Source organism: Dorea hominis (assembly GCF_014287705.1).
Taxonomy (GTDB): domain Bacteria; phylum Bacillota; class Clostridia; order Lachnospirales; family Lachnospiraceae; genus Dorea_D; species Dorea_D hominis.
In genome coordinates, this window is record NZ_JACOOY010000014.1 from 1 (window position 1) to 26,910 (window position 26,910).

Below are 26,910 nucleotides of genomic sequence, written 5' to 3' on the forward strand. Positions count from 1 at the left end.
CAGCTCCATGGACTCTTCGATCTTGATCTGATTTTCTTTCGCCAGCTGTATCATGGATGTAACCATATGTTTACTAAGCGCAAATAACTGATATGGATGTTCATAGCGGTACGGATCTTTTCTAATTTCAGGATACAAATATCCCTTTTCATCATGTTTCATATAAATTGCATGTTTAGGACAAATATTCAAACATGCTGAACATCCACAACAGTCCTCTTTATTTATATATAACTTTTCCATCTTATTTTCCTTTCATATTTCTCAATCTTATAAGTATCGTTCTAAAATTGTCTCTTGCAAATATAATATGAAAAATACAAATAAAAACTAAACTATAAGTTCCAACACAGATTGCGTAAAAAAGCCATGTAATAAGACTTGTTGGCGTAAACTTTATTAGCATTGGTGCCGTAACATATATTACTATAATCATTAAAATTGCAGTACAAATATTTAACAAAGTACTTTTTCTAGTCATATGTGTTACCATTTTGGGTATAAAAAAGTACAAATCAATACAACGATATAAATTAGATAAGCAGGAAGCTAACATGATTCCAGCTAATCCCCATTTTATTCCAAAGCAAATACCTCCTATCAATAAAATAGCTGCTTGAACCGTACTTTGAACTCTTGTTTCCTTATATAACCCCGCCGCTATCACCAACATTCCTTGAGGTGTTTTTAGATTGTATAAGATTCCATTAGCTACAAATAAAATAGCAAGTGTAAGATTTGTATATTGAATATCATTAACTCCACTTGTATAGGCCCCTACAAACGGTAGGATTGTAACTAATGTAATAGAATATATAACGCTAACCATAAAATAATAAAGATATTCGAAATCACTATATGCCTTTTGAAATGCTGTCTTATCTTTCTTAACAATTAATTCCCCAAAACCTGCTGAGACACCCGTAGAAAATACAGACATTACTCCATTAATCCCAGCCATCACCATATTGTAAACTGAATAAACACTTACCATTTTAAGAGATGAAAAAATGGTTGTCATAACTGCTGGAGATGCATTTTGTACAGTTTGAACTATCTGTAAATATAACGCACTCCATCTCTTATCCATCGCACCATAATCAGGTTCCACGTCATAACATATAAAGTGGTAATTAGTTTTAACATACACATACAATATTAATGTTCTCACAAATATTGATAACAATGCAATAATTCTCAACAAGACAATATTAATATGCATTATTGATAAGGCCACGACAATGATAGTATTTAAAACTGTATACACAATCGAAGCCAATGAAATTACATATGTCCTTTGATCAGCAGTAAGCAATGCTCTGTATTTTGCCAAAGTAAAAAATTCTAACGAGCCATTAACTCCCAACACAAGAACTAAAGCGAAAATACTAGTTTGATCTAAAACAGTTGAATCTGTAATAAAAGGATAACATATAGCCAAGATTACAACCAGACCTACAAAAATGAATCCTGATTTCACATAAAAGTGCTTCGCAGCAACTATTATCCGGTTGATCCTATTGTAGTCTTTCTCTGCGATAGGTTTGTACAAAGAATAAACCGCTGCACTTGACAAACCAGCCTCTACTAGATTGAAGTAACTAATAAACTGTAGAATAGATGATATCAAGCCATTAATTTCAGATCCATATGCTGTCAACATAAATCTAGGCGTTATAAACCCTGCAATCATTGTTACGACCTGTAATAATGCTGTCGTAACCGAATTCAATATAAATTTTTTTGAGCGTCCCATATTTTACCTTGCCTTTATTCCTAACATTCCCATAATATAGTATATTTTTTGTTTAATTCCGTTTTCCCCAACTACTTTTAATTTGTTATAATAAACCTTTACTTCACTTTTCATTCCGTATTCATTTGCCAATCGGAGATAAAAACGATTAAAGTGTACAAATACTTTTCGAGTGTATATATTCTGATCATTGACATCACATATATTCTTTACAAGATCATATAATGTATTTTCATGTTCTTGAAATCTTCGGATTGTTTTTTCATAATTATTATTATCTTTATTAGAATGACTGTTTTTATGTAGAATATACTTATATAATGTTTTATCAATGTATCCAATTTTTTTTTCGTGATATGCTACTGGCAATAAAATCTGATAATTCTGCCCAATTCGGCTCTCATTTATATGTCTACTTGGCACATACTTAAAAAATATATCTGTTCTCATAATATAGATACCCGGACAAAATACAACATTTTTACTGAATAATAAATCTTCAAAAAAATTATCTTTTTCAGGTTTAATTCTTTGTAAACGCTTTATAACATTTCCACTCTCATCTACATAATCAGCCCAAGACATTGCCAATGGAATATCTGGATGTTGTTCCATGTATTTCACCTTTTCGCTAATATTGTTTCGATACAATTCGTCATCTGAATCTGGCCAAATAAAGTATTTTCCTTGAATATATGGAAAGCCCAAATTCATAGCCTTTGCTTGTCCACCATTCTCCTGCTTTAAATACACAAAACGAATGTTTCTTTCTTCGAATTTCTCCTTATACTTATAGACAATATTTTCAGTTCTATCAGTTGAGCCATCATTAATAAAAATCACTTCATAATTTTCATAATCCTGTTCCAAAATTGAGATAAAAAATGCATCTAAATATTTTTCAGAATTATATGACGGAGTAATAATACTCACTAACGGTTCCACTTTAACACCTCCACTCAAATCTAAAACTTCCATTTAATAGTTCTTTTACTGACCATATAAGAAGAATCCGCTACTTTTATATTTGAAACCAACAGGATAATAATAATCAAAACAATTAGCTGGCATGGATAATATAATGTATTTCCAGTAAAACTATAAACTCCAAACAAAATAATCCAATAAATCAAAAGTATATTCCAAAAAACAGGCTTTTCTTTAACTGCAGATATTATCTTAAACAGCATCAAGATAATAAGTAATGTCATTAATAGAAAACCAACGATTCCAGTTTCTGCCAAAAGCTGAATGTATACATTGTGTGCCTGATAATTCCAACGTTCTCCATAATATCGAAATCCTCGATAAAAGGCATAATCATTAAACGATACAAATCCTTTTCCAAACAATGGGTTTTGCCGAAACATTTCCATTGCATAATTCCAAAACACTTCTCTACCCGAAAGTACGTCTCCTTCACTATTCACAATGCGATTGATGATTAAAGACGCACCAGGAACCAGTACATATGCACCTATAATGAATATTGTAATTCCTAAACCAACACCTGCCAATTTTATAAACTTATTGTTTTTGGAAAAAAGTATAACATAAATTAGCAAAACTGCTATTGGTATAATAAAAAGCGTCCTTTTTCCCGTCATCATTAGCGCTACCATTACAATAAGACTCTGAATAATATATTTATGTGATTTATGACAGATATATTCTGCAAAAATCATCCCTAGTCCTAAATTGCAGATAAATGCCGCATATGCCTTTTCAAAAGCGAGACCTGCGATTGCTCCGCCTGATGTAAGCGCACGCATAGTTTCATCTCCGAATGACGCAAATCTAAACAATCTATGAAAAATATCCGGCGATGCCGCTTCTAAAAACATAGAAAAAATAAATATCCAAAATAAAGCCCTGAAGATTTTCAATAAATAGCGATAAAATATTTCTGAAAACCTAAAAAGGACAATACTTATGCCCGAAATAAAGTATATACTATAATCTATAGATCCATCAGAGCTAGAAAACCAAATGCAACCGAGAAGTAGAATTAAAACAAATGCAACATATAGACCTATAAACTTATTCATTTTTACTGTATAATCTTTTTTTGAAACGAACAACACAAAACACAAAACGATTATGAAGAGCGATAGGTGTTTTGTGTACATCATCAACTTGTTATTGGTAGAAAAAATAACCAGATTAATAAGTAAAGCAATTATTATTTCTAATGTTTTAGTACCAGTTAAATTAGAATGACCTTCCATCTTCATTCAAAACCCTCTCAAAATACTGATTTGTTTTTATATATTGTTTTCTGATCTGATCATCGGCAAAATTAAAATCTCTACTAACATTTAATCTACAATCCTCTAATGTTTTCACCTTACATTCATCTAACCCTGTTAAACATAACAAAGATTCGACTCTATCATTAGGCTTAAAATCTTTTTGTAATGCTTCCACATAAAAATCTTTATGAAAAATAACAGAGAAGGCTGTTCCATGGAATGAATTAGTCACAACATAGTCAGCATATTTTATATATCCCAAAAACTCTTCTACTGATGCCGAATACACTCCTTTTATATCCGGAGTTTTCATTTGATCTACTACATCAAAATTCAACGCCACAATTTTTCTGCCCGTTAATTTAGATAATTTTCTTGCAAAGTCAAAAATCAAATTCGAAGTATTCAATTTGTAAATTAATATATAATTCTTAAGTTTAGGTTTCTTTGCAAGTTTTTCCCATTCTTCTGCGGTCAATAAAAAGACTGGATCCACAGATAATTCCGAATCTTTTCCGGTTAGTTTTTTTACAATCTGTTGTCCTGCATTTTCACGGATAGATAATTCAGAAAAAGTTGATAGCAAACTTTTCTAATCATTTACATAGCTGTCTGGAATCTCCTTCATGCCAAACGAAGCAGCATAGGAAAGTTTGTTATCACAATTTTTTACAAATTGTAAAAAATATGTTTTATCGAAATCTGTACATGCAAAATTGAAAACCTGATCGCTTCCTGTTATAAACTTATCGTAGCGAAGATTCGCCTTATCTATATTAACCTTATCATAAACTTCTGTACTTATTCGGACATTTTGATCCAAAAATCTGTAAAATTCTCTTTTTTTCTTATATGTGTTTTTTAAATTCAACATTCCTCTAATAATCTGTTTTACAGACTTGTCCTTTATTGTGAATGTTTTATAAAAATTTTCCATATGTTCACATCGATAATCTATAACCTCTGCATCATAGTTAGAAACATTTAAAAATTTCTGTAATGCATATGTTTGCAAAACTGCCCCATAATTAATTGCTCTGTGAAACGTAATAATTCCTATTCTCATAAATATCCCTCTATAAATCAATTTATTTTAGATAGTATCTCAAAAACTCGTATCAATTTCCATTTAAGCGAATAATATACAACAATATTTTTCAAATTTGTCGGCTGATATAAGTCAATAACACTCATTATCTCCTGATCATTCAAAAGTATTCTATAAAAGTCTTTAGCATTTCTCGTTTTAGAAATCTTATTTATATTGAATCTCAAGGTAAAAAAAGTCCGATTAATTATTCTTCGTTTCAAATTATAGTCTTTCAAAACATCTCCAAACAGTATGCAAACTTCATTATATAAATTTACAATTCTTTTTAAGACGGATACATCAATTCGATGCGTAAACGAAGTGTCATTAACACGGTATAAATATACAGCTTCAGTGCAAAAGGCTATTTTTTTAGCATGTGTCATAAACATCAGCTTAAATAACAAATCTTCAGAATAAACATCTCGTTCGGAAAAAAATTGTATACCCTCATTTTCAATTATATCTCTTTTGAAAATGCTATCCCATATCGCAATACATCCAGAGTATCCATCTTTCTCTTCGTAAGAAATCATATCAGCCATTGCAGCCTTAATCTCTTTGCAGCCAATTAAAACTTTATCATTTAGTGGATGTTCCTTTATGATCTTTCCATCATGCATATCAACTATTCTACAAGAAACCATATCTGCATTTGTTTCAATCGCTCTTTGATACAGTTTTTCAAGCATATTCTCCTTATACTGATCATCCGAATCTAAGAATGCAATATATTCACCTGTAGATTTTTTTATACCAAAATTTCTTTCTAAACCTTGCCCCACATTTTTATTAGTATATAATTGAATCCTATTATCTCTTTTTTTATATTTTTCACATATCAGAAAAGAATTATCTGTTGAACCATCATCGATTAATAATAGTTCAATATCTCGCAGCGTTTGATTCAATACGGACTCAATACATTGCTCCAGATAAAGTTCCGCATTATATATTGGTACAATTACACTAATTTTTGGTCTCATTCATCATTCCCCATCCACTATCACAAATTCTAGTTTCTTTTAATATCATCATATTCTTCTTTTTAATTTGATTCTGGTATCAAATAATTATTTTGTATTCTTCTCGTCACTTGATGTAATTAAATAATCATAAAAGTTATGTCCGTGTTTAATATCAGCATCTAATTTATATGTCAACTTATGAATACCTGTAAGTTTTTTGATCCAATTCCATTTCTCTTCTGAATAATCATCGGCTAAAACCTTAACAAGATACTCGCTATAATCACTGTTCATATATGGAATTGCTTTCTCAACTTCCGGATTGCTCTTCACCACCAAAGTGATAATCAAATTCGGCAGCAGATACTCAATTACATGTTCGTTTTTGAGCCAATATGTGAAAGCAACATTTCTTATCTCTCGAATTGTTTTGTTTCCCTTTTTTGCATGAAGAAACCATGCAGGATATAGCACAGGGTTATCTATCAGCAACAACGAATTTCGAACTGCAAAAAAGTCGCTATTTAAAATCATATCTGGAATCGGATCTGTAAGATATACCGTTGAATCAATCCATGTTCCACCATAATGCTCCAATAATGCAAATCTCATCAGATCCGCATATCCAGCCATCGGAATCTGGCCAGCATCCTTTTTCTTTTCAATGTAATCTGGCAATCGAATGTAATCTGCAAGATTTTGATCGTTCAGCAAAATGATTTTTTGATTGGAACGTTTACATACAGATTCATAGCATTTCTGAACAATGATCGGTGCCTGTTCAATACCTTTGTTCCAATAAATCCAGATCGGATTCTCCACATCATTTTTGGGAAAGCTAAGCCCCTGAACATCTGTGTCTTTATACTTTAAATATGGTTTTATCTTGGATGAAGCATGTTCCTGCCACAATACCTTCCGCACCTCATAATCCTTTACGAAATGCAGTTTTACAAACATAAATGCCCCTCGTTTGACGGCATTCACAATTCCATATCTTTGAATAAAGCCTTTCATGCCAATATTTTGATAGTAGTCATTCAGCATAATAATTTAATTGTCTCCCTTTATCTTGCAGAAACTACTATTCAAAAAGCTCATAGATTCCGCACCAGATAATGGTAAACTGTTTCCTCCTTATCAATTGATGGTTCTAATTTATAGGTTAGTTTATGTATCCCAGTAAGCCGCTTAATCCAATTAAACTCTTCCTCTGTAAATTTATCTCCTAATACTCTAACCAGATATTCGCTGTAGTCACTATTCAAATAAGGCATCTTTCTCTCAACCTCTGGTGATGACCTCATTATTTGTGTGATTACAATATTTGAAAAGAGATATTCTGGTACATGATTATTTCGTTCCCAGTAGGCAAATAGAACATTACGAATCTCACAAATCGTTCTATTATGTCGCTTAGCGTGAATAAACCAGACCGGATACAATACGGGATTATCAATTTCGCCGAGTGAATTATGAAACACAAAAAAATCACTATTTAATATTTCCTGTGGGATTTCATCTGTTAGCAGTATTGTTGCATCCATCCATGTCCCACCATAATGCTCCAATAATGCTACACGCATCAAATCTGTATAAATCGCCAATGGAAGGACTCCGCTTTTTAATTTCTCATTCAGATAATCCGGCATATTTATATAGTTCTGCACATTTTTTTCCGTAAGCAAAACAACTTGTCTGCCGGCATATTTTTTTATAGATTGATAGCAAGTCTTCACTATCTCAGGTGCCTGCTCCAACCCTGTATTCCAAAATAACCAAATAGGCTCATCCACTTGGTTTTCTGGGAATGTCAGCTTTTCAGGAACGGTATCTCTGAACCTCAAATATTTTTTGCAAACCGCTGTGCCCCCCCGATTGCCAAAGCAGTTTTCTCAGCTCATAATCCTTGACAATATGAAGTGGGTTACGAAGAAATTTGTTCCACATTCTTTTCTCCTCGATAAATTTTCATCAGTTTTATATAGTAGCTCTCTGTCGTTTCATATTTCACCTGACTACAATTCTTTGTATATCTTTCCAATACGTCTTGTGTTTGAAGAACTTTCTTTATCGCCTTCATCAGATCTTCCACATTACCTGCTTCAAACAATTCTCCGGTTTTACCCGGCTCAATCAATTCGGGGATGCCTCCCATTTTAGATCCAACAACAGGCGTACCCAAAAGTACAGACTCCATAACGGAGTACGGGCAGTTCTCATACCACTCAGACGGGCAGACACTGATTGCAGCCTCAGCAATAATGCGATAAAGTTCTTCTCCTGTCTTAAATCCCAGATACTTCACATTTGGAATATCCTTCATTTTATCAGCCGACGGACCATAGCCAATAAACACAAATTCGGTATTGTGCATCTTCTTGGCTACTTCAAGCAAAGTATCCGTTCCTTTGTCTCGCGAAAGATGGCCAAACTCTAATACATAACCCTTTTTTTGAATGTTATCCAAGTGCGGCATCTCTTTTTTGAAATTATGCAACCCGATGGTTTTATCACGGAATCTTTTCTGCGTGTCCAACTTTGATTTAAGGAAAAAGCTGCAGCAAATATAGGCATCTACATACGAGTATGCCTTACTATATTTCCACATATATCCATCCAACGTTCCGAGCAAACTCTTTGCTCTGGAATTTTTTAGACATTTAGTTTGAAAGCAATGAATATAATGACCATCCAAACATAATTCACAAGGCTTCATGTTTACATCAAACATTCCATGGCTGGGGCAAACGAGCTGATAGTCATGTGTCGTGTAAACAATCTTACATTCTTTCTTTGTTTCTTTGCGCCATTTGTTAATTTCCAGAATAATAGAAGGGGTCAGATGATACTGTATATTATTGAGATGCACTACATCTGGCTGAAAATCATCTAAAACTGCACGAATTTTTTTACGTGCTTCTCTTGAATAGATAATGCGAAAAGGTGCATTTAAATTTGCCTTTATTCCTTGAGAAAAATCCATATTCGTTACATATGAACCGATTCGATTTCCTACTGTATTTTTTTCATTTTCAAGACCAAAGTACTGGACTTCGTGCCCATGTTCTTCTAACATTTTTCCTACATCGAATGTATACGTTTCCGCTCCACCCTTGGGAAATATAAATTTATTTACAAGTAAAATCCGCATATCCTAACTTCCTTTTCTGTGAGTTTGCTTTATTTCATATCTCCTGTTCAGATAAAAAATAGCAGAAATATTTATCAACAAATTTTTTCATCATTTTCTATATAACTTCATCGTTTTCTTTACAACTTCATCCCAGTTATATTTCTTGCAGATAAAGTCAGCTGCCTGGTTCTTCATTTTCATAACCATTTCTGGATGGTCACAAGCATCTTGCAGTTTTTCTTGCAAGTCCTCTACATCCGACTTTTTGAAAATCAACGCCTTATCTTCCACGACCTCTGCACACTCTGGAATGTCGGAAACCAAACAGCAATTTCCGTAACTCATTGCCTCTAATAAACTAAGCGGCATTCCTTCCAGATCACTCGGCAAAGTATATACATAAGCATTACTATAAAGTTCATCTAACTCTTTTCCTTGAACAAACCCAGTAAAAATAATTCTTGAATCATCCCTTGCCAGTTCTTTTAATTCTTTTGTAAATTCATCTGTATCTGAACTTCCACCAGCAATAACCAGTTTTTTCTCAGTATCTACCTGCTTAAAGGCTTTTATCAAATATCTAAGCCCTTTTTCTGGAACCAGTCTGCCCAAAAAGAGGATGTAGCTATCTTTTTCTAAACCAAATTTATTCTTAATAATTTCAGCATTTCGGATGATTGGTCTGTTTACACCATTAGGTATAAAACGTGTTTCTCTCCCATATGTATCAAGGAAATATTCCTGAACCCCTTCACTTAACACAATAATTTCGTCAGCAAATTTAACCGCACATTTTTCTCCCAACATAATATATGTACTGGCTAATTTACCCCATTTTGCTCTCTGATGATCTAATCCATGCACCGTAGCTATACATCGCTTTCCGAATAATTTTGGCAACCATAACATTGCACACGGCCCTTCTGCATGAAAATGTACCACATCATATTTTCCAAATGCTGCTGCCACCGCTGCAAAAAAGGAAGCACTCATTGCTGCTAATCCTTTTTTATCTATTGTCGGTACATATTTCATTCGGATTCCTTTATATTCTTTTAACTTCTTTCCATCAAATTCTTTACCACTTACATGATGTCCGCTACGGTTATATACTGTTATTTTATGTCCCAGTTTTGCCATACGAACTGTTAATTCTTCAACTACAATTTCAATTCCACCTTGGCGACTCGGAATTGTCTTATGTCCAAGAACTGCAATTTTAAGTGGAGAATTATTATTTTTCCTTTTATTCATAACTTCCTCTTTTAAATGCAATCTTTATATTTATCCTTTCGCAGCCTATTCCCTCTATAAAATAAGCTACTTGTAGGATTTACATTGAGCCATCTTTCTTAAAGACTACCAATATCGTTTTAAACAATATTTTTATATCGAGCCCAATGTTCCAGTTTGTGATATACTCTTTGTCAAGACGAACCACTTCTTCAAAATCAGTAATGTCGCTACGTCCGCTGACCTGCCACATACCGGTTATTCCCGGCTTAATTGCCAATCTTGCACGATGGTGCAGCTCATACAAATTTGTTTCAGAAATAAGGGGTGGGCGAGTACCTATAATCGACATATCGCCTCTCAGCACATTGTAGAATTGCGGAAATTCATCCAGACTTGTCCTGCGGATAAAATCACCTACACCTGTCTTATGGCTTCCATCAGGCAATACTTTATTTCCAATAACGCGAGGATCAAAGTCCAGTTTAAACATCTTTCCATCGCCCAGTTTATTATCTTTCATCAGCTCTGCTTTCCGCTCTTCTGCATCCATATACATACTACGGAATTTGTACATCTTAAACTTCTTACCATTTTTCCCTACTCGTTCCTGTGAGAAGAAAATTGGTCCCGGTGACTGCATATAAATTATCGGGGCTACAAACAAGAAAATAACACCTGTCAGTATACACCCTGCTAATCCCCCCGCAATATCCATACAGCGTTTTGCGCAAAGCTGTTTTGCAGATGAATAATTTAAGCTTGTCGTAAGTACTGTATAATCTCCAATTTTCTCGATAAATTGTCTTTTACCAGGTTCATTGGTGATTTTAGCAAGGTTCAGATGAATTGTTACTCCTGTCTCTCCCAGTTCTTCCATCAGCTCTTTAGGGTAACCATAATTTGGCGACAGAACAACGAATACTTCGTCAATCCATTCTTTACATACATATTCTGGTGCTGTACTCCTATTTGCTACCACAGTAACACCACCAAAAGAGTTCCCAACCATATTCTCATCTATAATCGCTAATCCTGCAATGTGAAATCTTGCATAATTATGTTCTTCCATGTTCGAAACAACTTTTTCCGCAGCTTCTTTTGTTGTAATAATCAGCAGTGAACGATTATCGCTGTCTTTCATTTTTTTATACAATGCATATTTACGGATTTCTCTGACTATGTATGTCAGGAAAAAATAAAGGATCATATTAAGAATCAGTGCAAGTCGTGAATACTTCTGCCCTTGTTGCAATAAAAATAGATACGATATCGCTACTGCACCTAACATAATTGTATTCTGGAACGTTGCCAGAAACTCTCTGTAATGTCCTCTTTTCAATACACTTTTTAGAGTTCCGCACGCAAAAAGCACAACTATATCTGCAAACTCAATAAATATTGCCATGTTTCGATAAATCAAAAGATTATATGGGAAGAATCCATACCCACTTATTCCATACGCCAACACAAATGCAACTTGCAGGCAAAGCATGTCCAACACTAAAAAGTCAAAATGCTTCAGCCAACCCTCACTATCTTTCCTGTACATAACTCATTCCTCTTACTTATTTCTTTATTTCTTTTTCCTTAATTATAAATAACTCTATTTCCCTAAAGAGTCCATCCGCGTATATGTAGTTTTGGTCTTGCCTATATCATTTCTTTGATGTATGGAGTAAACTAGTATTTCTTACGATGTAGCTTAAGACTTGTGTTAATATAACTCATACCGACATTGTCGTTTAGATTGTACTCTGTTTTCTTCAAAAGAGCAACTAATACATAAAGGTCCCTCCCCGCATTTTTCTGGCACCTTAGCGAGGAGGGCTTATATTTCAGTCTACTTTTCGATACCTTCGTTATGCATTAGCCTTACAGTTTATGTATGATAGCACTTTACTGTATGATAGTCAACTGTCGTATTCTTTTTCATTCATTGATTTAATCTATATATCATATAGATTTTATATATTATTTGCACAGTTCTTCTGCCATTGCTTCAATCTGTGCTTCGTTCTCTTCGCTCATGGAAGACATGATGCTGACAGTTGTGTCAACCCATGTTAAATCCTTGCTCTTCTCGAAAAGTCCGCGGATTACTTTACCTGCTGTAATCGCCCAGGAACCATTTTCAATAATACCCATCGTACGGTTCTGGTAACCGCGCTCAATCAGGGCTTCGATAAATGTTCTCATGAACGGGAAGATATCTCCATTGTATGTTGTAGTTGCAAGCACTAATTTACCATGACGGAATGCGTCTTCGACTGCCTCTGCCATGTCTTCTCTTGCCAGATCGCAGAGTACGACTTTCGGGCAGCCTTTGGCTTCCAGTGCAGACGCGAGTGTCTCGGCTGCTTTCTTTGTGTTTCCATATACGGATGTGTATGCGATCATGACACCTTCGGTCTCTACACCGTAAGAAGACCATGTTTTGTACTGTCCGATGTAATGCTCCAGATTCTCTTTAAGGATCGGACCGTGCAGTGCACAAATTGTCTGAATATCCAGACCTTCGGCTACTTTTAAGAGATTCTCTGCCTGCTTGCCGTATTTACCAACGATTCCGAAATAATAGCGGCGAGCTTCACAGTCCCAATCTTCTTCTACGTCCAGGGCGCCGAATTTACCAAATGCGTCTGCGGAAAAGAGGACTTTATCTGTACTGTCATATGTGACCATAACTTCCGGCCAGTGTACCATCGGTGCGAAGACAAATGTCAGCTCATGTTTACCGAGTGACAGTGTCTCCTGATTCTTGACTTCAACTTTCTTGTCTCCAAGGTTCATTCCGCGGAAGAAGTTGCTCATCATCTGGAATGCTTTAGCATTTGCTACGACTTTGGCTTCTGGATATTTCTCAGTGAATTTTGCGATATTCGCGGAGTGATCCGGCTCCATGTGCTGCACGATCAGGTAATCTGGTGCCGCGCCGCCCAGTGCTGTGTCGATGTTGCCAAGCCATTCTTCTGCAAAGTTAGCGTCTACGGTGTCCATGACAGCTGTTTTCTCGTCTTTGATCACGTATGAGTTGTATGCCATGCCGTTTGGCACGATGTATTGACCCTCGAACAGGTCGATGTCGTGGTCGTTCACTCCCACGTAGATAATGTCGTCTGTGATTTTCATTGCTAAGATCTCCCTTCTGGTGATTTGCTTTGTTTGCTCTTTTTTACTCTGTTGGTAGTATAACGCATTCGGAGTGGAGTGGCAATAGGGAAGTGAGATGTATAAAGAGCAGATTTCTCACTGACGATCAACGAGATCAGATGCGGCAGATGGTTTGTTTCTATTACGTAGTCCTGTTGCTCATACAGCCGGTTGGATACGATGACTTCGCATGGATTTTCCTGTGCATCGATTGTTTTCTGCTGTAATCCAATATACACTTCGCTAAAATTCATCGGTGTCGGATTCCTTCTACCAGAATCCCCCAAAGGTCTTTGATCTGAATACTTTTATATAGGAAGAAACTGATAAATAATGCATAAAATACGGAGATGACTGCTGCCTCTGTAGGGGATGCCACACCGGTATAAATACATCCGAGGATAACAAGATAAGTTCCACGGTATAATTGACAACTTTAAACATTGCTTTTCCTCTTCGCGGGAATGCTGCAACGAATTGTTCGATTTTTATCGGAATACATCGTTTTGTACAGTAACTGACGCTCAAGAAACCTGCTAATTACTCTAATCATTTACTTTTTTCAGCTGACACCCTGCGGTAATTACATACCTTCTGTCAGTTCTATTACAGACTCTTGTGCAGTAACTCCAGTACAGTCTTCAGGTCTTCTACTCCCATCTGTCCCGGTGCGGATGCTTTTCCTGCTGCACCGAATGTCAATGCTGAACCGAACACTTCACCGCAGAGACGGCTGATTACGCCAGTTCCTGCCATAGACATGGTGATGATCGGACGATCTGCATGCTCTTCTGACATTTCTCTTGTTGCTGATAAAAGTGTCAGTACATCTTTTTTATTCTGCGGCATCACTGCAATCTTCGGAATATCTGCCCCCAGTTCCTGCATTTTGCAGAGACGGGATACAATCTCTTCCTGCGCCGGTGTCTTGTGGAAGTCATGATTGGATGCAACTACTTTCACACCTGTGGCATGCGCAGTTTCGATGATCTGTTTTACAGCCGTCTCTCCGGTAAATGCTTCTACATCTACAAGATCTATCTGTCCGCTCTTTGCTGCTCTTTCATTTAACGCCACGTAAACATCTGTCTCAATTGCTTTTTCTCCACCTTCTTTTGCGGTACGGAAGGTAAATAACAGTGCAATCTCTCCGATTACATTTCTCAATTCTTTTGCAGTCTCTTCTACCTGATCGAAATCGAAGACATTTTCATACCAGTCTACACGCCACTCGATGATGTCTGCTCCGATTGTGCAAATATTTTTTCCTGCTTCCAGGATCTCTTCTTTTGTTACTCCGACGATTGGAACACAGATCTTCGGTGTTCCTTCGCCAATGGTTATATTTCTTACTTTTACTGGATTCATGTATTTTGTTCCTCCTGTTTTCCGATAACTGCTGCTTCTTTCGTGTACACATTACCTGTTTTATTTTTCAGTACGTGCTAATAGTTTACCATATCTCAGATTGACAAACAAAGCCCAAACCACACCGATCACAGTGATTACAACATTCATTAAAATAACGGCTGTCGCGCTCATTTTCGCAGCGGCACTTAAGATCGTGTAGTTACAGAGGCTGGATGCGATCACGACAAGGCTGGTGATCGTTCTTTTAATAGGAAGGAAGCCGTCTGCACAATCCCTCGAGACTGCAGGCAGCTTTCCTGCTTTTGCATTTTGTTCTGATTGATTGGTCTTTTTTTCGCACATCTCTTTACCTTCCTTTCTATTCGTGTTATATTCAATGTTGATTAATCAACATTGAGGTGTTTTTATGGATGATCGTTTTGAAAAATTAACAACAAATGTTGCGCAGATTCATAAGAGTATTCAGAAAATCAAGAAGATCTATATGCAGTCACAGGGACTTAAGAGTACCCATGTCATGTGTCTTTACTATCTGTCTGATCATCCGGACGGCTTAACTGCTGCCGGATTATGTGAACTATGCAAAGAGGATAAAGCCGGTATTTCCCGCATCTTAAATGATCTGGAGAACCGGAACTTCATTGCTTATGAAGCGACCGGAGCAACGCACCGATACCGTTCCCGTGCCCATCTGACAGATGCCGGAATGGCATGTGCCAGAGAAATGCGCTCCTTTATTTCCCATGCGTTAGAAGAAGCAAGCAAAGATATTGCCGAACCGCAGCGGAAGATTTTTTATAAGACATTATTTACCATAGCTGATAACCTGGAGCATTTAAGTCAGGAACTCTGTAAATAAGAATCATTTTTATTAATCAAAAGTTTTCCAGAAAGCAAACTGCAGCTGGAATACTATTTTTTAAGAAAGGATACACTCATGCATACTTTAAGAAAAATTTACTGCCGTACATTTCAGACGGTATTTAAGATTGCACTTCCCTTTCTCCCGTACCGCACGCCGGAGATTGTCCCAAGTGTGAAGAAACTCCCGGAGATCATCCGGGCAAATGGCTCTTCCCGCGTCCTCATTATTACGGATGCCGGGATTCGCTCTCTCGGATTGACGAAAAGATTGGAAAATGCCTTAACAGCGGCAGATATTCCATACACAATCTACGACAAAACAGTTGCCAATCCAACAACAACCAACGTACAGGAAGCACTGGCTCTCTACAAAAAGAATAACTGTGATGCCCTGATTGGATTTGGCGGTGGCTCCAGTATGGACTGCGCCAAAGCTGTCGGTGCCCGCATTGCAAAGCCGAAGCAGTCACTTGCGAAGATGAAGGGAATCCTGAAAGTACATAAGAAACTTCCACTCTTGATTGCTGTTCCAACAACAGCCGGAACCGGAAGTGAGACAACGCTTGCCGCTGTCATTGTAGATGCGCAGACTCGTTACAAATATGCGATCAACGATTTTCCTCTGATTCCTCGCTATGCGGTTCTTGATCCGAAAGTCACCTTGAGTCTTCCGCCATTTATCACTGCAACAACCGGTATGGATGCGCTGACACACGCGGTTGAAGCATTTATCGGGAACTCAACTACTTACGCAACACGGAAAGATGCGCTTATGGCTGTACAGCTTATTTTTGAAAATCTGGATACAGCTTACCACGATGGTAAGAATGTAAATGCAAGAAGAAATATGCTTCACGCCTCTTACTATGCCGGCTGTGCATTTACCAAATCCTACGTCGGTTACGTTCATGCAATCGCTCACTCGCTGGGTGGTCAGTATAATGTGCCGCATGGACTTGCCAATGCGATCCTGCTTCCTCATGTTCTGGAAGAATACGGAGAATCCATTCACAAAAAGCTGAAAAAACTTGCCATTGCAGCCGGTATTGCAACAAAAGAAACTCCTGCCCCGCAGGCTGCCGCTGCATTTATTGATGCGATCAAAGAAATGAAACGGACTTTTGGAATCGGCAATACAGTTGCCGAAATTCAGGAAACAGATATTCCAAAACTTGCCCACTATGCGGACAAAGAGGCGAATCCGCTCTATCCCGTTCCGGTCCTGATGAATGCAAAAGAACTGGAAAAATTTTATTATATGCTCATGCCAGAGGAGGACTGAAATTATGACTGAAACACAGATTCATGAAATTGTTACTGCGCAGCGGGAGTATTTTTACACCGGCGCAACTTTAGATATTGATTTTCGCATCAACGCACTGAAGAAATTAAAAGCTTATGTGCAGTCTCACGAATCTGAGATTGCAAAAGCGATCGCACTTGATCTTGGGAAAAGTTCTTTTGAAAGTTATATGTGCGAAACCGGTATGGTTTTAAGCGAGCTTACACACATGTTGAAACACACACGCTCTTACGCGAAAGAAAAGCGTGTCCTGACTCCACTCGCACAGTTCCATTCCAGAAGCTACAAGAAGCCATCCCCTTACGGTGTGACTCTCATCATGAGCCCATGGAACTACCCATTCATGCTCACGATCGAGCCTCTGATAGACGCTATTGCAGCTGGTAATACTGCCGTTTTAAAACCAAGTGCTTACTCACCGCATACAAGCGAACTCATTAAAAAAATGGTTGCTGACTGCTTTGATCCGCAGTTTGTGACTGTCGTAACCGGTGGCCGTGCGGAAAACACCTGTCTTCTTGGCGAACATTTTGACTATATTTTCTTCACCGGAAGTCAGGCTGTCGGCAAAGAAGTTATGCGCCAGGCATCTGCAAACCTGACTCCGGTCACACTGGAGCTCGGCGGCAAAAGTCCATGTATTGTTGAAAAAAGTGCAAACCTGAAACTTGCTGCAAAGCGAATTGTCTTCGGAAAGTTCTTAAATTGCGGACAGACCTGTGTTGCTCCGGATTATATTTACTGTGACCGCTCCATCAAGATCGACTTGATCCACGAGATCAAAAAACAAATGCAAAAACAATACAAATCAGATCCTCTTTCCAATAAAAATTATGGAAAGATTATTAATGAGAAACATTTTGACCGTATTCTTGGGCTGATTGAACAGAATAAAGTCGTATATGGCGGGCAGAGCGACCGCAGTCGTTTAAAGATTGCACCAACACTTATGGATAATGTTACTTTCGATGATGCAGTCATGTCAGAAGAAATCTTCGGACCGGTACTGCCGATCCTGACTTACGACAACCTTGATATGGCTATCGAAAAAATAAATTCCATGCCTCACCCGCTGGCTCTTTATCTGTTTACATCTGATAAAGCTATCGCAAAAAAAGTGACTTCCCACTGCGGTTTCGGCGGCGGCTGTATCAACGACACGATCATCCACCTTGCCACAAGTAATATGGGATTTGGCGGCTTCGGTGAGAGCGGCATGGGTTCCTATCATGGATTGGATGGATTCCGCACTTTTTCGCATTACAAGAGTATTGTTGATAAGAAAACCTGGTTGGATCTTCCAATGCGCTACCAGCCTTGCCGCAAGATTCACGACAAGCTGATCCATATGTTCCTGCGGTAAGTGTTTCCTCCATTTGCAAAATTGATATCTGCATTGTATAATGTGGACACACTCCTAGGCTGAGTTTTTCCGGTTAAACAGGGAGACAGAGGGGACAAATTTATGAAACACAAACACCAGAGAAATAAAATTCAAAGCAATAAAACGCAAAGCACCCATAAACAACACAATCAAAATTATTCACTCAGCAGCTCAGGGCACAGGCGCCATAATAGCAGATCAGCTGTCTCTACACAGGTGCGCCGCCAGAAGCGTCTGCGTTGTGTGCTGACTGTCATTCTTCTGATCCTGCTTGCAGTTCTTGGTGCTGTTATCTTCTATAAACAGAAAGTACAGAAACAGGAACGTGCTCAAATTACAGCCACAAAGCAAGCCAAAGAAAAAAAAGCAGAGGAAGAAAAGGCTAAGGCTGCAGAACAAAAAGCGAAAGCGCAGGAAGCTGCTAAAAAGAAAGCAGAAGAAGCGAAAAACTCACGTTTTAATAAGGATGTGCAGACTGCTGAAAATACAGCGACCGAACAGGATCATAAGACAAACGGTCTGTCGATCTGCATGTATCACTACGTTTATGATAAGAATAATCCACCGAAAGAGCAGTTGAACAACAACTTCATCGAAGTTCATGATCTCGAAGCGGAACTGAAATACCTGACAGAAAATAACTACTACTTTCCTACCTGGGAAGAAGTCCGAAAATATGTCAAAGGCGAACTGCTTCTTCCAAAGAAGAGCGTTGTACTCACTTTTGATGATGGTGCGTACAGTTTCTTAAATCTGGGTATACCGCTTTTCAACAAATATAAGGTCCCGGTAACTTCTTTCCTGATCGGTAATCTGGAAGGCAAGAAGAAGGTGAAGAAATATGCCAGCGAATATATGACATTCCAGTCCCATTCTTACAACATGCACCGGGGTGGCGGTAATATCGGACACGGCGGAATCTTCCCTGTCATGAACCACAATGATGCCGTTGCTGATCTTCAGAAATCGATCCGCATCGGTGGCAATTCCGATGCTTTTGCCTATCCGTACGGTGATTACAATGACAGTTGTATCCAGGCTGTAAAAGATGCCGGTTTCAAATGTGCGGTTACAACCGAATACGGTCGTGCCAAAGTCGGAGATGATCCACTTGTACTTCCTCGTATACGTATGTTAAGAGGTCAGTCTTTAGACAGCTTCAAAAAACTGGTTGAGTAGATTACTCCACCAATAAGCAGAATACCAAGCACTGTTCCTGCGACTTTTCGAAGGAGCAGTGTTTTTGCTTGCTCTCTTTCTTTTTTCTTCTGCTCTTTCTTTATCTGCCTGGAACTGATATCGTCATTATCATCTTTTATAAATGGACGGATCAATGGCTCAACCAGCTTCTCCAGCACAGATTTTTTCTTTTGTACTGTAAAATGAATCGTTTTCACTGCCACATTTCCGGTCTGATCTTTTGCCTCTGCGATCACCTCATAATCACCTGCTTTCTTAATCGAAAATCTGGTCCTTGCTTTCCCTTGAACATGCTGTTGTTCTTTTCCATTAATCTGCACCTTTCGGAGTATATCTTCTGCATCTTTAACTCCAATTTTAAATGTAAGATGTCCTTCATACTTTTCTCCTTCCTTTACGCCTTCAAACACAATCTCCGGTGCTGTATGATCAATTGTAAATACTGCTTTTGCGTGTGAGGTATTCCCGGCACGGTCTGTCGCATGTACTTCCAGTATGTGCTGTCCTTCTCTTGTCACTCGTTCTCCCATCGAATATAATCTTCCATCCAGCCTTACTTCATAATCGTAACCGGTAAAATCCTGTATGAGTTCTTCTTTTCTGTAATTCCATTCAAAGCTTTTTAGTTTTGCCTGATCCAGCGTATCCACATACCGGATCACCGGATTCTCCTGATCTACAATCACCTGAGCTGTCTGCTTTACTTCGTATCCTGCAGCGTCTTTTGCGTAAATATGCAGCCGGTAAATTCCATCTTCACGCAGTCTGTGAACACTTCTCTTCATCTCTCCATGATCTTCCCACACCAGTAATTCCTGTGACTGCTTCCTGCCCTTTGTATTTTCATATTTTATTTCTGCATGAAATTCATCCAACACATTCTCTTCCTGCACCCTGTACACAGCAGTCAACGGTCTGCTTGTGATCATATATGGCGTCACGCCTCTGATTTCAGCTTTTGGGGACTGATTATCAATATAAAGATTTCTTTCCTGTCTGTTCTGATTACCGGCATGATCTCGCGTCTCAAAAAGAACCCGCACCGGTTTGCCATTTCTTGAAGACTGCCGGATCACAAAATTTCCACCTGCCTTTCCTATCTCTGCCTGCTTCTCTCCATTTACATAGCATGATATGTTTTTTATGCCGCTGTATTCGTCTTTTGCATTTACATGTACTGTCGTTTCATTCCTGTGCCAGCTTTCAAATCCTCCATCTGCCGATACTTGAAGTTCCGGAGCAGACAGATCGATTCTGAATGTTTTCTGCCACTGGAAATCCTCTTGTTTTTCACCGTTTTCATCTTCCATCCACACGTCCAGTTCCTGTTCTCCCTGCCGGAACCAGTCTTTCGGAATGGTATATTTCTTATTTTCTTCCGTGAGTTTTCCTTTTCCCAGTACTTTGTCCCCCTGTGTCAGCCGGAAGACTGTCTCCCCCCGTTTACTGACATGATGAAGAGTCACTTTCGGAATAGTCACATAATAACCATTTTCACCATCCGGCTCTGAACATTCTTTTTCAAATTTGATAATCGGCTCCGGTGGTGTCGGCTCTGGTTCCGGCGACGGCTCTGGTTCCGGCGTTGGTTCTGGCGACGGCTCCGATTCTGAACCTATTGCCTCTGCTTCTCTTCTGATCGTGATTTTTCCTACAGCCTTGTCTCCTGCATAAGACGGCATTGCCTGTTGTGCATAGATCATCGTGAGTACAAGTATCAGACACCCGATTGTTTTTATTCTTTTTCGCATACTTTTTCTCCTTTCATCTGAAATCCCTGTTCCTGTAAAAGTTTCCGGAAATCTTCATTTTTCTGTATGTCCGTTCGATTTTTCACAGCTCTTTCTAATGCCTTTCTGCATGCTCTGCGGTTTTTTTCTTTCTCTTTGCATGTCACGCGCAATTTTAATACCTGTAATTCCACGGAATCCGGATACTCTGTCACTCCTTCCCGGATTCTGCGCATAGCATCATCATTTTTCTTATCTGCCAGAAAAAGCTCTGTCACTTTGCGGTACAATTCTTCTCTCTCTGCTCTTTTCCCTTCCACTGCAAGCAGTTCTTCATACATTTTTGCAGCGTCACTCTTTTTTCCATTCTGTTCATATGCCATTGCCATCCACTGCGTGACCTCTTCCTGCCCTTCTTTCTCCCCAAGTGCCCGATATTGTATCCCAAGCCTCAATAATTCTTCCCGCTGTTCTTTCGCATCCAGACAGGTATATCCTTTGAGTACACACCGGTAGTAAATGGCATCTTCTTTCTCTTCCAGCAGAAGTGCCGTCTGTTCAAGAGCCTGTTTTAGTTCTTCCTCCGGAAGTGTCTTCTCTGCAAGGCAGGCAGACACAGCTGCCATCCCTGCGGCGATCCCACTCTCTTTATCTGTCTTCTTTGTTCCGGCACACGCCGCCTCGAAATGCTGTCTGCTCTTCTCATAATCTTCCAGTTTCAAAAAATACAGGCTGCCAAGCTCCATTTCTGTAGTCTGCATCTGTTCTGCGGTTTCTTTTTTACCGGCTGTATATGCAGCAGCCTCTTTTTCATCTATCCCTGTTTTGGTTTCTGCTGCTTTTACATCGTTCCCGGAATTTATAGCATGGGATTTTTCTGAATATGAATTTGTAGAATGGGAATTTCCGGCAAAGATACTTCGCCCAAGTATGATTACAACTACTGCTGCAGCTATATAGAGCCATTTACGAAAATATTTTCCTTTTGATCGTTCTTTTTCTTCTTCGTTTTTGTATGATGGAATCATGCGCTTAATTTCCTGCGCAGACTGACAGGCTTTCTTTGACTGCCGGTTCAGACATCTGGAAATAATCTTTTCCAGTTTCAGAATTTCCTTTTTGTTAAGATCTGGCAAAACTTCTGTCTCTGCCAGTAAATATTGATACGTGCGTGCCAGTCCGTACAAGTCTAATGTAACACTCGCGCGCTGATAGTAGGCTTCTTCCTCCGGCAGGAAATGCTCTCTTATAGTCCGCTTCTGCATACGGATCAACATCTCCTGGTTGGATGCCGCCTTCAGATCAAGGAAATACAATTCCTCATCTTCTGCTATGATCATGCTGTATGGATTCACATACTGATAACAAGGTGCACCCCTGCACTTGTGCACACACGCAAGTGTTCCTGCCATCTTACGCATCCATGCAAATAACTGTTCTTTCTCTATCTCTTTTTCTTCCCGTATATAACGGATGAGCGTTCTTCCTCTTACATACTCTGAACTGACATAACAACTCTCGCTGTGTTCGATCAGACGGAGTACATCGTATCCTTGTTCATATGCCATGTTGTTCTCCTTTTTATGAAATTTTATGTTGAGTTTTGTATTGGATTTTAATCTGATTGATTCTTTTAATCTGATTGATTCTTTTGATCTGACTAAATAATTATTTAGAATTTCCTCTGACTCTCTAAGACTTATTGAGTGATTCTTATCATACTGGATTTATTTCTAAAATGCAAGCATTTTTTCTTCCGCAACCATAAATCTACCGACAGCTTCCTCCGGATGCTATAGTAACGAAAAGCGCCTTCTCACAAATGCCGGGGAAGACATCTGGAGAAGGTGCTATTGTCAATCACATTCTAGTTGTATTATAGCATTTTCATACAATTTAATAAAATAAGTTATTTTTATATATTCAATTACTTATAGAATACATCTATGCCTAGCGTTGACTCAGTTCTTTTGGTGTATACAAATGACGTGGAATACCATCTACCATGACCGGTGACACATCTCCCTGGATCAACGGTCTTACATAAGAAATAAATTCGCCGGTGACATATGTTCCGTCTTCAGTAACCCACTCTCTCGGAACTAATTTCTCGTCATTGGCAATCTTGTGAACATCTTTGACTTCGGTTCCACACTGATAAGGATCATCGGAAAGTCGCTGTAGAACAACCATTTTACCGGAATCTCCTTCATCTGCTGCTTTCACTGCTGCACCGCCTACCTGATAAGCTTCCAGAATATCTACTCTGGATGAACAGTGGGACGCAGATCTCTGCAAAGTGCTTAACTCAATGGCACGTGTCTTGCATCCGATCTCGCCCGCAATATAGCTTGCAAGATAAGAAGCTGTACCGGATAACTGTTTGTGACCGAATGCATCAACAAAATCAACGCTGTTTCCAAGTTCACATACATATTTGCCATCTGCTGTTCGTATTCCTTCCGATACAGCAACAACTACGGATGGCTTCTTCTCGAGCAGTTCACGCACACGTCTGCCAAATTCAGCAATGTCAAATGGCAGCTCCGGCAGATAGATCATATCCGGTCCTTCGCAGTCTTCGCCTGCCGCAAGTGCACAAGCACCGGTAAGCCAGCCTGCGTTTCTTCCCATGATCTCTACAATGGATACCAGCCCTTTGCTGTATTCCAGGCAGAAACTGTCACGGATGATCTCTTTCATAGACGTTCCGATATATTTTGCCGCACTTCCAAATCCCGGTGTATGATCCGTCAGCGCCAAGTCATTATCGATAGTTTTCGGGCAGCCTACGAAACGTGTCGGATGTCCGGTAATGATCGCATAATCAGATAATTTTTTGATCGTATCCATGGAATCATTTCCACCGATATAGATAAATGCTTCTATGTCAAGCTTATCCAGGATTGCAAAAATCTTCTCATAGACGCTCTGATCTTCGTGTATTGCAGGCAGTTTATAACGGCAGGATCCTAAAAACGCTGCCGGTGTACGTTTTAACAGCTCCGCATCAAGCTCTGTCTTGATATGATCCGACAGATCAATGTATTTTTCCTGCATTAATCCCTGAATTCCGTGCAGCATTCCATACACTTTCTTTGCTCCACGATCTTTTGCCGTGCGGTAAACACCCGCCAGACTTGAGTTGATTGCCGCTGTCGGTCCTCCCGACTGTCCTACAATTACATTTCCTTTCATAATTTATCTCTCCTTTCCTTCAGGCAGATGAGACTGTGCATAGGCTAATCCGCGCAGACAACCGTTCCCCGTTACATTAAATACCTGTCCGCCCTCGGCCTCTACAGTCAGACTGCAATGATTTTTACAAACCTCACAATTAAAATGAAATACTTCTACTTTTTTCTCCATATCTTTTCGTTCTACTCCTCATCTCTCGCCCAGTCAAAAGCGTAGCGGACTGCTTTATTCCAGCCTTTTAATCTCTTCTTCCGTTCTTCTTCTGTAATCGCCGGTGTAAATGTATGATCCACTGCCCGATTTTTCCGGACATCTTCTTTGTCTTTCCAGTATCCGACCGCAATTCCTGCCAGATATGCTGCTCCCATTGCAGTTGTCTCCACACATTCCGGCCGTTCTACCGGTGCTCCTGTCAGATCTGCCTCTGCCTGCATAAGGAAATTATTAGCACTTGCGCCTCCGTCTACTTTTAATTTGCTTAGATGAATACCAGAATCTGCCTCCATCGCTTTTAATACGTCATTGACCTGATATGCTATAGATTCCAGTGTGGCACGGATCACATGATATTTGTTCACACCACGTGTCAGTCCTACGATCGTTCCTCTTGCATATTGATCCCAGTGCGGCGCTCCAAGTCCGGTAAATGCCGGTACAACATAGCATCCGCCTGTGTCCGGAACTTTCTGTGCCATATATTCGGAATCTTCGGACGCATCGATAAGACGCATCTCATCGCGTAACCACTGGATTGCCGCACCACCGATAAAAATAGAACCTTCCAATGCGTAATTCACTTTGCCATCCAGTCCCCATGCAATTGTTGTAACAAGCCCATTCTGGGAAAATACGGGTTTCTCTCCTGTATTCATCAGAAGGAAACATCCAGTTCCATATGTATTCTTCGCTTCTCCCGGCTGATAGCAAGTCTGTCCAAAAAGTGCTGACTGCTGGTCACCTGCCGCTCCTGCGATCGGAATCTTCCCACCAAGGAACTGTGAATCCGCATAACCGTAAACACAGCTTGAAGGCTTCACTTCCGGAAGCATAGATGCCGGGATATCAAGTATTTGTAATATTTCCTCATCCCACGACAATGTATTGATGTTAAATAACATCGTCCGGGATGCGTTGGAATAATCGGTTACATGGACTTTTCCTTTTGTCAGTTTCCAGATCAGCCATGTCTCGATCGTACCGAACAGCAATTCCCCATTCTCCGCTTTTTCTCTTGCTCCTTCTACATTTTCTAAGATCCAGCGAATCTTCGTTCCGGAAAAATAGGCATCAATGATCAGTCCTGTCTTCTCTCTGATCTTATCTGTCAGCCCCTGTTCTTTCAATCCGTCACAATATTCGGCAGTTCTTCGGCACTGCCATACGATTGCCGGACAGATCGGTTCTCCGGTTGTCCGGTCCCATACGACAACCGTCTCTCTCTGATTCGTAATTCCAATTGCTGCAATATCTTCCGCTTCGGCACTGATCTTGCTCATTGCCTCTACCGCAACTCCAAGCTGTGTGGACCATATCTCGTTCGCATCGTGCTCCACCCAGCCCGGTTTTGGAAAATACTGTGTAAATTCCTTCTGTGCAAGACTCTTGATCTCGCCCTTTTCATTAAATAAAATGCACCGGTTACTTGTTGTCCCCGCATCCAGTGCCATGACATATTTCTTTCCGTTACTCATCTTCTCTGCCTCTCGTTATTTTCCGCTCCTGCTGTTAACAGAATTCTCCAATATTAATACAACTACAATACCAGTTCTAATTCCATAAAGACTTTGTACCTTAGATGTATGTACTTTAAATATATGCTATGGTGATATTATACCATAGCACAAAGCCTTTATACAATTATCAATGTGCGTTTCCATTGTATCTGTTCATTTATTACTCTTATGAAATACCGGCGAAGAATCCACCTGTGATGTTTCTGATGAAATAGAACAAAGAATGTGCCTTGGCACATTCTAGCGCCTGCGGCGTTGCTGAGCGCCTGTGACGCTCGTTTAGCAACGACCGAAGTGGAACGTAGACCGCTTGCGACATCATCATTGTACGCCGCAGTGCGCATCCTGCCAGAGGCTTTTTATATAATAGGAAATTGCATTTCCTATTATATAAAAAAAGCACTTCTCTCTGAAGTGCTTTTAAACGTGGGCGAGAGGATTCGAACCCCCGACCTTTTGGTCCGTAGCCAAACGCTCTATCCAGCTGAGCTACGCCCACATTTGCTGTTTTGTAACTGTGTTACTGTCTCACAGCAAAA

At 39.2% G+C, this 26,910-nt stretch carries 22 protein-coding genes, 1 tRNA gene and 4 pseudogenes; 4 read left to right on the forward strand and 23 right to left on the reverse strand.

The genetic code is table 11. The features are described from left to right. From H8S07_RS10590 to H8S07_RS10670, 17 genes and pseudogenes are all read right to left on the reverse strand, one after another. The coding region (locus H8S07_RS10590; protein ID WP_186855988.1) for a 4Fe-4S binding protein at positions 1-243 on the reverse strand (243 nt) is incomplete at its 3' end. A 1-nt stretch (position 244) separates the two neighbouring features. Beyond that, on the reverse strand, positions 245-1,756 hold the full coding sequence (locus tag H8S07_RS10595; protein WP_118659497.1) for a lipopolysaccharide biosynthesis protein: 1,512 nt from the start codon (positions 1,754-1,756) through the stop codon (positions 245-247). Between the two features lie 3 nt (positions 1,757-1,759). Then, positions 1,760-2,734 (reverse strand): glycosyltransferase family A protein, encoded by a 975-nt coding sequence (locus tag H8S07_RS10600; RefSeq protein ID WP_207722419.1) that lies wholly within the window; start codon positions 2,732-2,734, stop codon positions 1,760-1,762. After that, the gene (locus H8S07_RS10605) at positions 2,722-3,990 is read right to left on the reverse strand and encodes an O-antigen ligase family protein (protein ID WP_118519521.1); all 1,269 of its coding nucleotides are present in this window, start codon (positions 3,988-3,990) and stop codon (positions 2,722-2,724) included. Before H8S07_RS10605 ends, H8S07_RS10600 begins: the two co-directional genes overlap by 13 nt. Further along, positions 3,968-5,074: pseudogene (locus tag H8S07_RS14480) on the reverse strand (polysaccharide pyruvyl transferase family protein). Before H8S07_RS14480 ends, H8S07_RS10605 begins: the two are co-directional and overlap by 23 nt. A 17-nt stretch (positions 5,075-5,091) precedes the next feature. Then, the gene (locus H8S07_RS10620; protein WP_118519523.1) at positions 5,092-6,084 is read right to left on the reverse strand and encodes a glycosyltransferase family 2 protein; all 993 of its coding nucleotides are present in this window, start codon (positions 6,082-6,084) and stop codon (positions 5,092-5,094) included. A gap of 87 nt (positions 6,085-6,171) precedes the next feature. Further along, on the reverse strand, positions 6,172-7,113 hold the full coding sequence (locus H8S07_RS10625) for a capsular polysaccharide synthesis protein (protein ID WP_186855991.1): 942 nt from the start codon (positions 7,111-7,113) through the stop codon (positions 6,172-6,174). 50 nt (positions 7,114-7,163) lie between these two features. Further along, on the reverse strand, positions 7,164-7,913 hold the full coding sequence (locus H8S07_RS10630) for a capsular polysaccharide synthesis protein (protein WP_186855992.1): 750 nt from the start codon (positions 7,911-7,913) through the stop codon (positions 7,164-7,166). A gap of 80 nt (positions 7,914-7,993) precedes the next feature. Then, positions 7,994-9,220: a glycosyltransferase gene (locus H8S07_RS10635; RefSeq protein WP_186855993.1), complete on the reverse strand. Its 1,227-nt coding sequence runs from the start codon at positions 9,218-9,220 to the stop codon at positions 7,994-7,996. A 90-nt stretch (positions 9,221-9,310) separates the two neighbouring features. After that, positions 9,311-10,456, reverse strand: a complete 1,146-nt coding sequence (locus tag H8S07_RS10640) for a glycosyltransferase family 4 protein (protein ID WP_118519527.1) — start codon at positions 10,454-10,456, stop codon at positions 9,311-9,313. A 79-nt stretch (positions 10,457-10,535) separates the two neighbouring features. Then, entirely contained in the window at positions 10,536-11,987 is a 1,452-nt protein-coding gene (locus H8S07_RS10645; protein ID WP_118519528.1) for a sugar transferase, read from the reverse strand. A gap of 422 nt (positions 11,988-12,409) precedes the next feature. Continuing rightward, positions 12,410-13,567 (reverse strand): FprA family A-type flavoprotein, encoded by a 1,158-nt coding sequence (locus H8S07_RS10650; RefSeq protein WP_186855994.1) that lies wholly within the window; start codon positions 13,565-13,567, stop codon positions 12,410-12,412. 113 nt (positions 13,568-13,680) lie between these two features. Continuing rightward, positions 13,681-13,854 (reverse strand): annotated as a pseudogene (locus H8S07_RS14950) (TRAP transporter substrate-binding protein); the annotation flags it as partial. Beyond that, positions 13,848-13,997 (reverse strand): annotated as a pseudogene (locus H8S07_RS14955) (TRAP transporter large permease subunit); the annotation flags it as partial. The pseudogenes H8S07_RS14955 and H8S07_RS14950, both read right to left, overlap by 7 nt. After that, positions 13,994-14,125: pseudogene (locus tag H8S07_RS14960) on the reverse strand (TRAP transporter small permease); the annotation flags it as partial. The pseudogenes H8S07_RS14960 and H8S07_RS14955, both read right to left, overlap by 4 nt. 69 nt (positions 14,126-14,194) lie before the next feature. Beyond that, complete coding sequence (gene aroD / locus H8S07_RS10665; RefSeq protein WP_186855995.1) at positions 14,195-14,956, reverse strand: type I 3-dehydroquinate dehydratase; 762 nt, start codon at positions 14,954-14,956, stop codon at positions 14,195-14,197. Positions 14,957-15,016: 60 nt separating this feature from the next. Further along, on the reverse strand, positions 15,017-15,301 hold the full coding sequence (locus H8S07_RS10670; protein ID WP_330598560.1) for a hypothetical protein: 285 nt from the start codon (positions 15,299-15,301) through the stop codon (positions 15,017-15,019). A gap of 64 nt (positions 15,302-15,365) precedes the next feature. Between H8S07_RS10670 and H8S07_RS10675 the strand changes: the two genes are divergently transcribed. The 4 genes from H8S07_RS10675 to H8S07_RS10690 all read left to right on the forward strand — a co-directional run bounded on the left by H8S07_RS10675 (position 15,366) and on the right by H8S07_RS10690 (position 19,689). Next, a complete protein-coding gene (locus H8S07_RS10675) occupies positions 15,366-15,818 on the forward strand; it encodes a MarR family winged helix-turn-helix transcriptional regulator (RefSeq protein ID WP_118659477.1) in 453 nt (150 codons plus the stop codon). Positions 15,819-15,896: 78 nt separating this feature from the next. Beyond that, positions 15,897-17,105: an iron-containing alcohol dehydrogenase gene (locus tag H8S07_RS10680; protein ID WP_186855996.1), complete on the forward strand. Its 1,209-nt coding sequence runs from the start codon at positions 15,897-15,899 to the stop codon at positions 17,103-17,105. A gap of 4 nt (positions 17,106-17,109) precedes the next feature. After that, positions 17,110-18,489, forward strand: a complete 1,380-nt coding sequence (locus H8S07_RS10685; RefSeq protein WP_186855997.1) for an aldehyde dehydrogenase — start codon at positions 17,110-17,112, stop codon at positions 18,487-18,489. Between the two features lie 102 nt (positions 18,490-18,591). Continuing rightward, positions 18,592-19,689, forward strand: coding sequence for a polysaccharide deacetylase family protein (locus H8S07_RS10690; protein WP_186855998.1), 1,098 nt, complete (start codon positions 18,592-18,594; stop codon positions 19,687-19,689). Here the strand turns inward: H8S07_RS10690 and H8S07_RS10695 are convergent. From H8S07_RS10695 to H8S07_RS10720, 6 genes are all read right to left on the reverse strand, one after another. Next, the gene (locus H8S07_RS10695; protein ID WP_186855999.1) at positions 19,653-21,461 is read right to left on the reverse strand and encodes an Ig-like domain-containing protein; all 1,809 of its coding nucleotides are present in this window, start codon (positions 21,459-21,461) and stop codon (positions 19,653-19,655) included. The genes H8S07_RS10690 and H8S07_RS10695 overlap by 37 nt on opposite strands. Then, a complete protein-coding gene (locus tag H8S07_RS10700) occupies positions 21,446-23,008 on the reverse strand; it encodes a hypothetical protein (protein WP_186856000.1) in 1,563 nt (520 codons plus the stop codon). The genes H8S07_RS10695 and H8S07_RS10700 overlap by 16 nt, the downstream gene beginning before the upstream one ends. Before the next feature lie 382 nt (positions 23,009-23,390). Next, positions 23,391-24,638, reverse strand: a complete 1,248-nt coding sequence (locus H8S07_RS10705; RefSeq protein ID WP_021860357.1) for a 6-phosphofructokinase — start codon at positions 24,636-24,638, stop codon at positions 23,391-23,393. A 3-nt stretch (positions 24,639-24,641) separates the two neighbouring features. Beyond that, a complete protein-coding gene (locus tag H8S07_RS10710; protein ID WP_021860356.1) occupies positions 24,642-24,809 on the reverse strand; it encodes a hypothetical protein in 168 nt (55 codons plus the stop codon). 11 nt (positions 24,810-24,820) lie between these two features. After that, the gene (glpK, locus tag H8S07_RS10715; RefSeq protein ID WP_118287933.1) at positions 24,821-26,329 is read right to left on the reverse strand and encodes a glycerol kinase GlpK; all 1,509 of its coding nucleotides are present in this window, start codon (positions 26,327-26,329) and stop codon (positions 24,821-24,823) included. Between the two features lie 467 nt (positions 26,330-26,796). Continuing rightward, positions 26,797-26,870 (reverse strand) — tRNA-Arg (locus H8S07_RS10720). Positions 26,871-26,910 lie beyond the last annotated feature (40 nt).

Excerpts from the sequence above, each read along its gene's own strand:
- H8S07_RS10710 (WP_021860356.1), bottom strand. The coding sequence starts at position 24,809 with ATGGAGAAAAAAGTAGAAGTATTTCATTTTAATTGTGAGGTTTGTAAA.
- H8S07_RS10685 (WP_186855997.1), top strand. The coding sequence starts at position 17,110 with ATGACTGAAACACAGATTCATGAAATTGTTACTGCGCAGCGGGAGTAT.
- H8S07_RS10690 (WP_186855998.1), top strand. The coding sequence starts at position 18,592 with ATGAAACACAAACACCAGAGAAATAAAATTCAAAGCAATAAAACGCAA.
- H8S07_RS10695 (WP_186855999.1), bottom strand. The coding sequence starts at position 21,461 with ATGCGAAAAAGAATAAAAACAATCGGGTGTCTGATACTTGTACTCACG.
- H8S07_RS10650 (WP_186855994.1), bottom strand. The coding sequence starts at position 13,567 with ATGAAAATCACAGACGACATTATCTACGTGGGAGTGAACGACCACGAC.
- H8S07_RS10595 (WP_118659497.1), bottom strand. The coding sequence starts at position 1,756 with ATGGGACGCTCAAAAAAATTTATATTGAATTCGGTTACGACAGCATTA.
- H8S07_RS10645 (WP_118519528.1), bottom strand. The coding sequence starts at position 11,987 with ATGTACAGGAAAGATAGTGAGGGTTGGCTGAAGCATTTTGACTTTTTA.
- H8S07_RS10625 (WP_186855991.1), bottom strand. The coding sequence starts at position 7,113 with ATGCTGAATGACTACTATCAAAATATTGGCATGAAAGGCTTTATTCAA.
- H8S07_RS10640 (WP_118519527.1), bottom strand. The coding sequence starts at position 10,456 with ATGAATAAAAGGAAAAATAATAATTCTCCACTTAAAATTGCAGTTCTT.
- H8S07_RS10700 (WP_186856000.1), bottom strand. The coding sequence starts at position 23,008 with ATGGCATATGAACAAGGATACGATGTACTCCGTCTGATCGAACACAGC.
- H8S07_RS10635 (WP_186855993.1), bottom strand. The coding sequence starts at position 9,220 with ATGCGGATTTTACTTGTAAATAAATTTATATTTCCCAAGGGTGGAGCG.
- glpK (WP_118287933.1), bottom strand. The coding sequence starts at position 26,329 with ATGAGTAACGGAAAGAAATATGTCATGGCACTGGATGCGGGGACAACA.
- H8S07_RS10670 (WP_330598560.1), bottom strand. The coding sequence starts at position 15,301 with ATGTGCGAAAAAAAGACCAATCAATCAGAACAAAATGCAAAAGCAGGA.
- H8S07_RS10680 (WP_186855996.1), top strand. The coding sequence starts at position 15,897 with ATGCATACTTTAAGAAAAATTTACTGCCGTACATTTCAGACGGTATTT.
- H8S07_RS10620 (WP_118519523.1), bottom strand. The coding sequence starts at position 6,084 with ATGAGACCAAAAATTAGTGTAATTGTACCAATATATAATGCGGAACTT.
- H8S07_RS10675 (WP_118659477.1), top strand. The coding sequence starts at position 15,366 with ATGGATGATCGTTTTGAAAAATTAACAACAAATGTTGCGCAGATTCAT.
- H8S07_RS10705 (WP_021860357.1), bottom strand. The coding sequence starts at position 24,638 with ATGAAAGGAAATGTAATTGTAGGACAGTCGGGAGGACCGACAGCGGCA.
- aroD (WP_186855995.1), bottom strand. The coding sequence starts at position 14,956 with ATGAATCCAGTAAAAGTAAGAAATATAACCATTGGCGAAGGAACACCG.
- H8S07_RS10605 (WP_118519521.1), bottom strand. The coding sequence starts at position 3,990 with ATGAAGATGGAAGGTCATTCTAATTTAACTGGTACTAAAACATTAGAA.
- H8S07_RS10600 (WP_207722419.1), bottom strand. The coding sequence starts at position 2,734 with ATGGAAGTTTTAGATTTGAGTGGAGGTGTTAAAGTGGAACCGTTAGTG.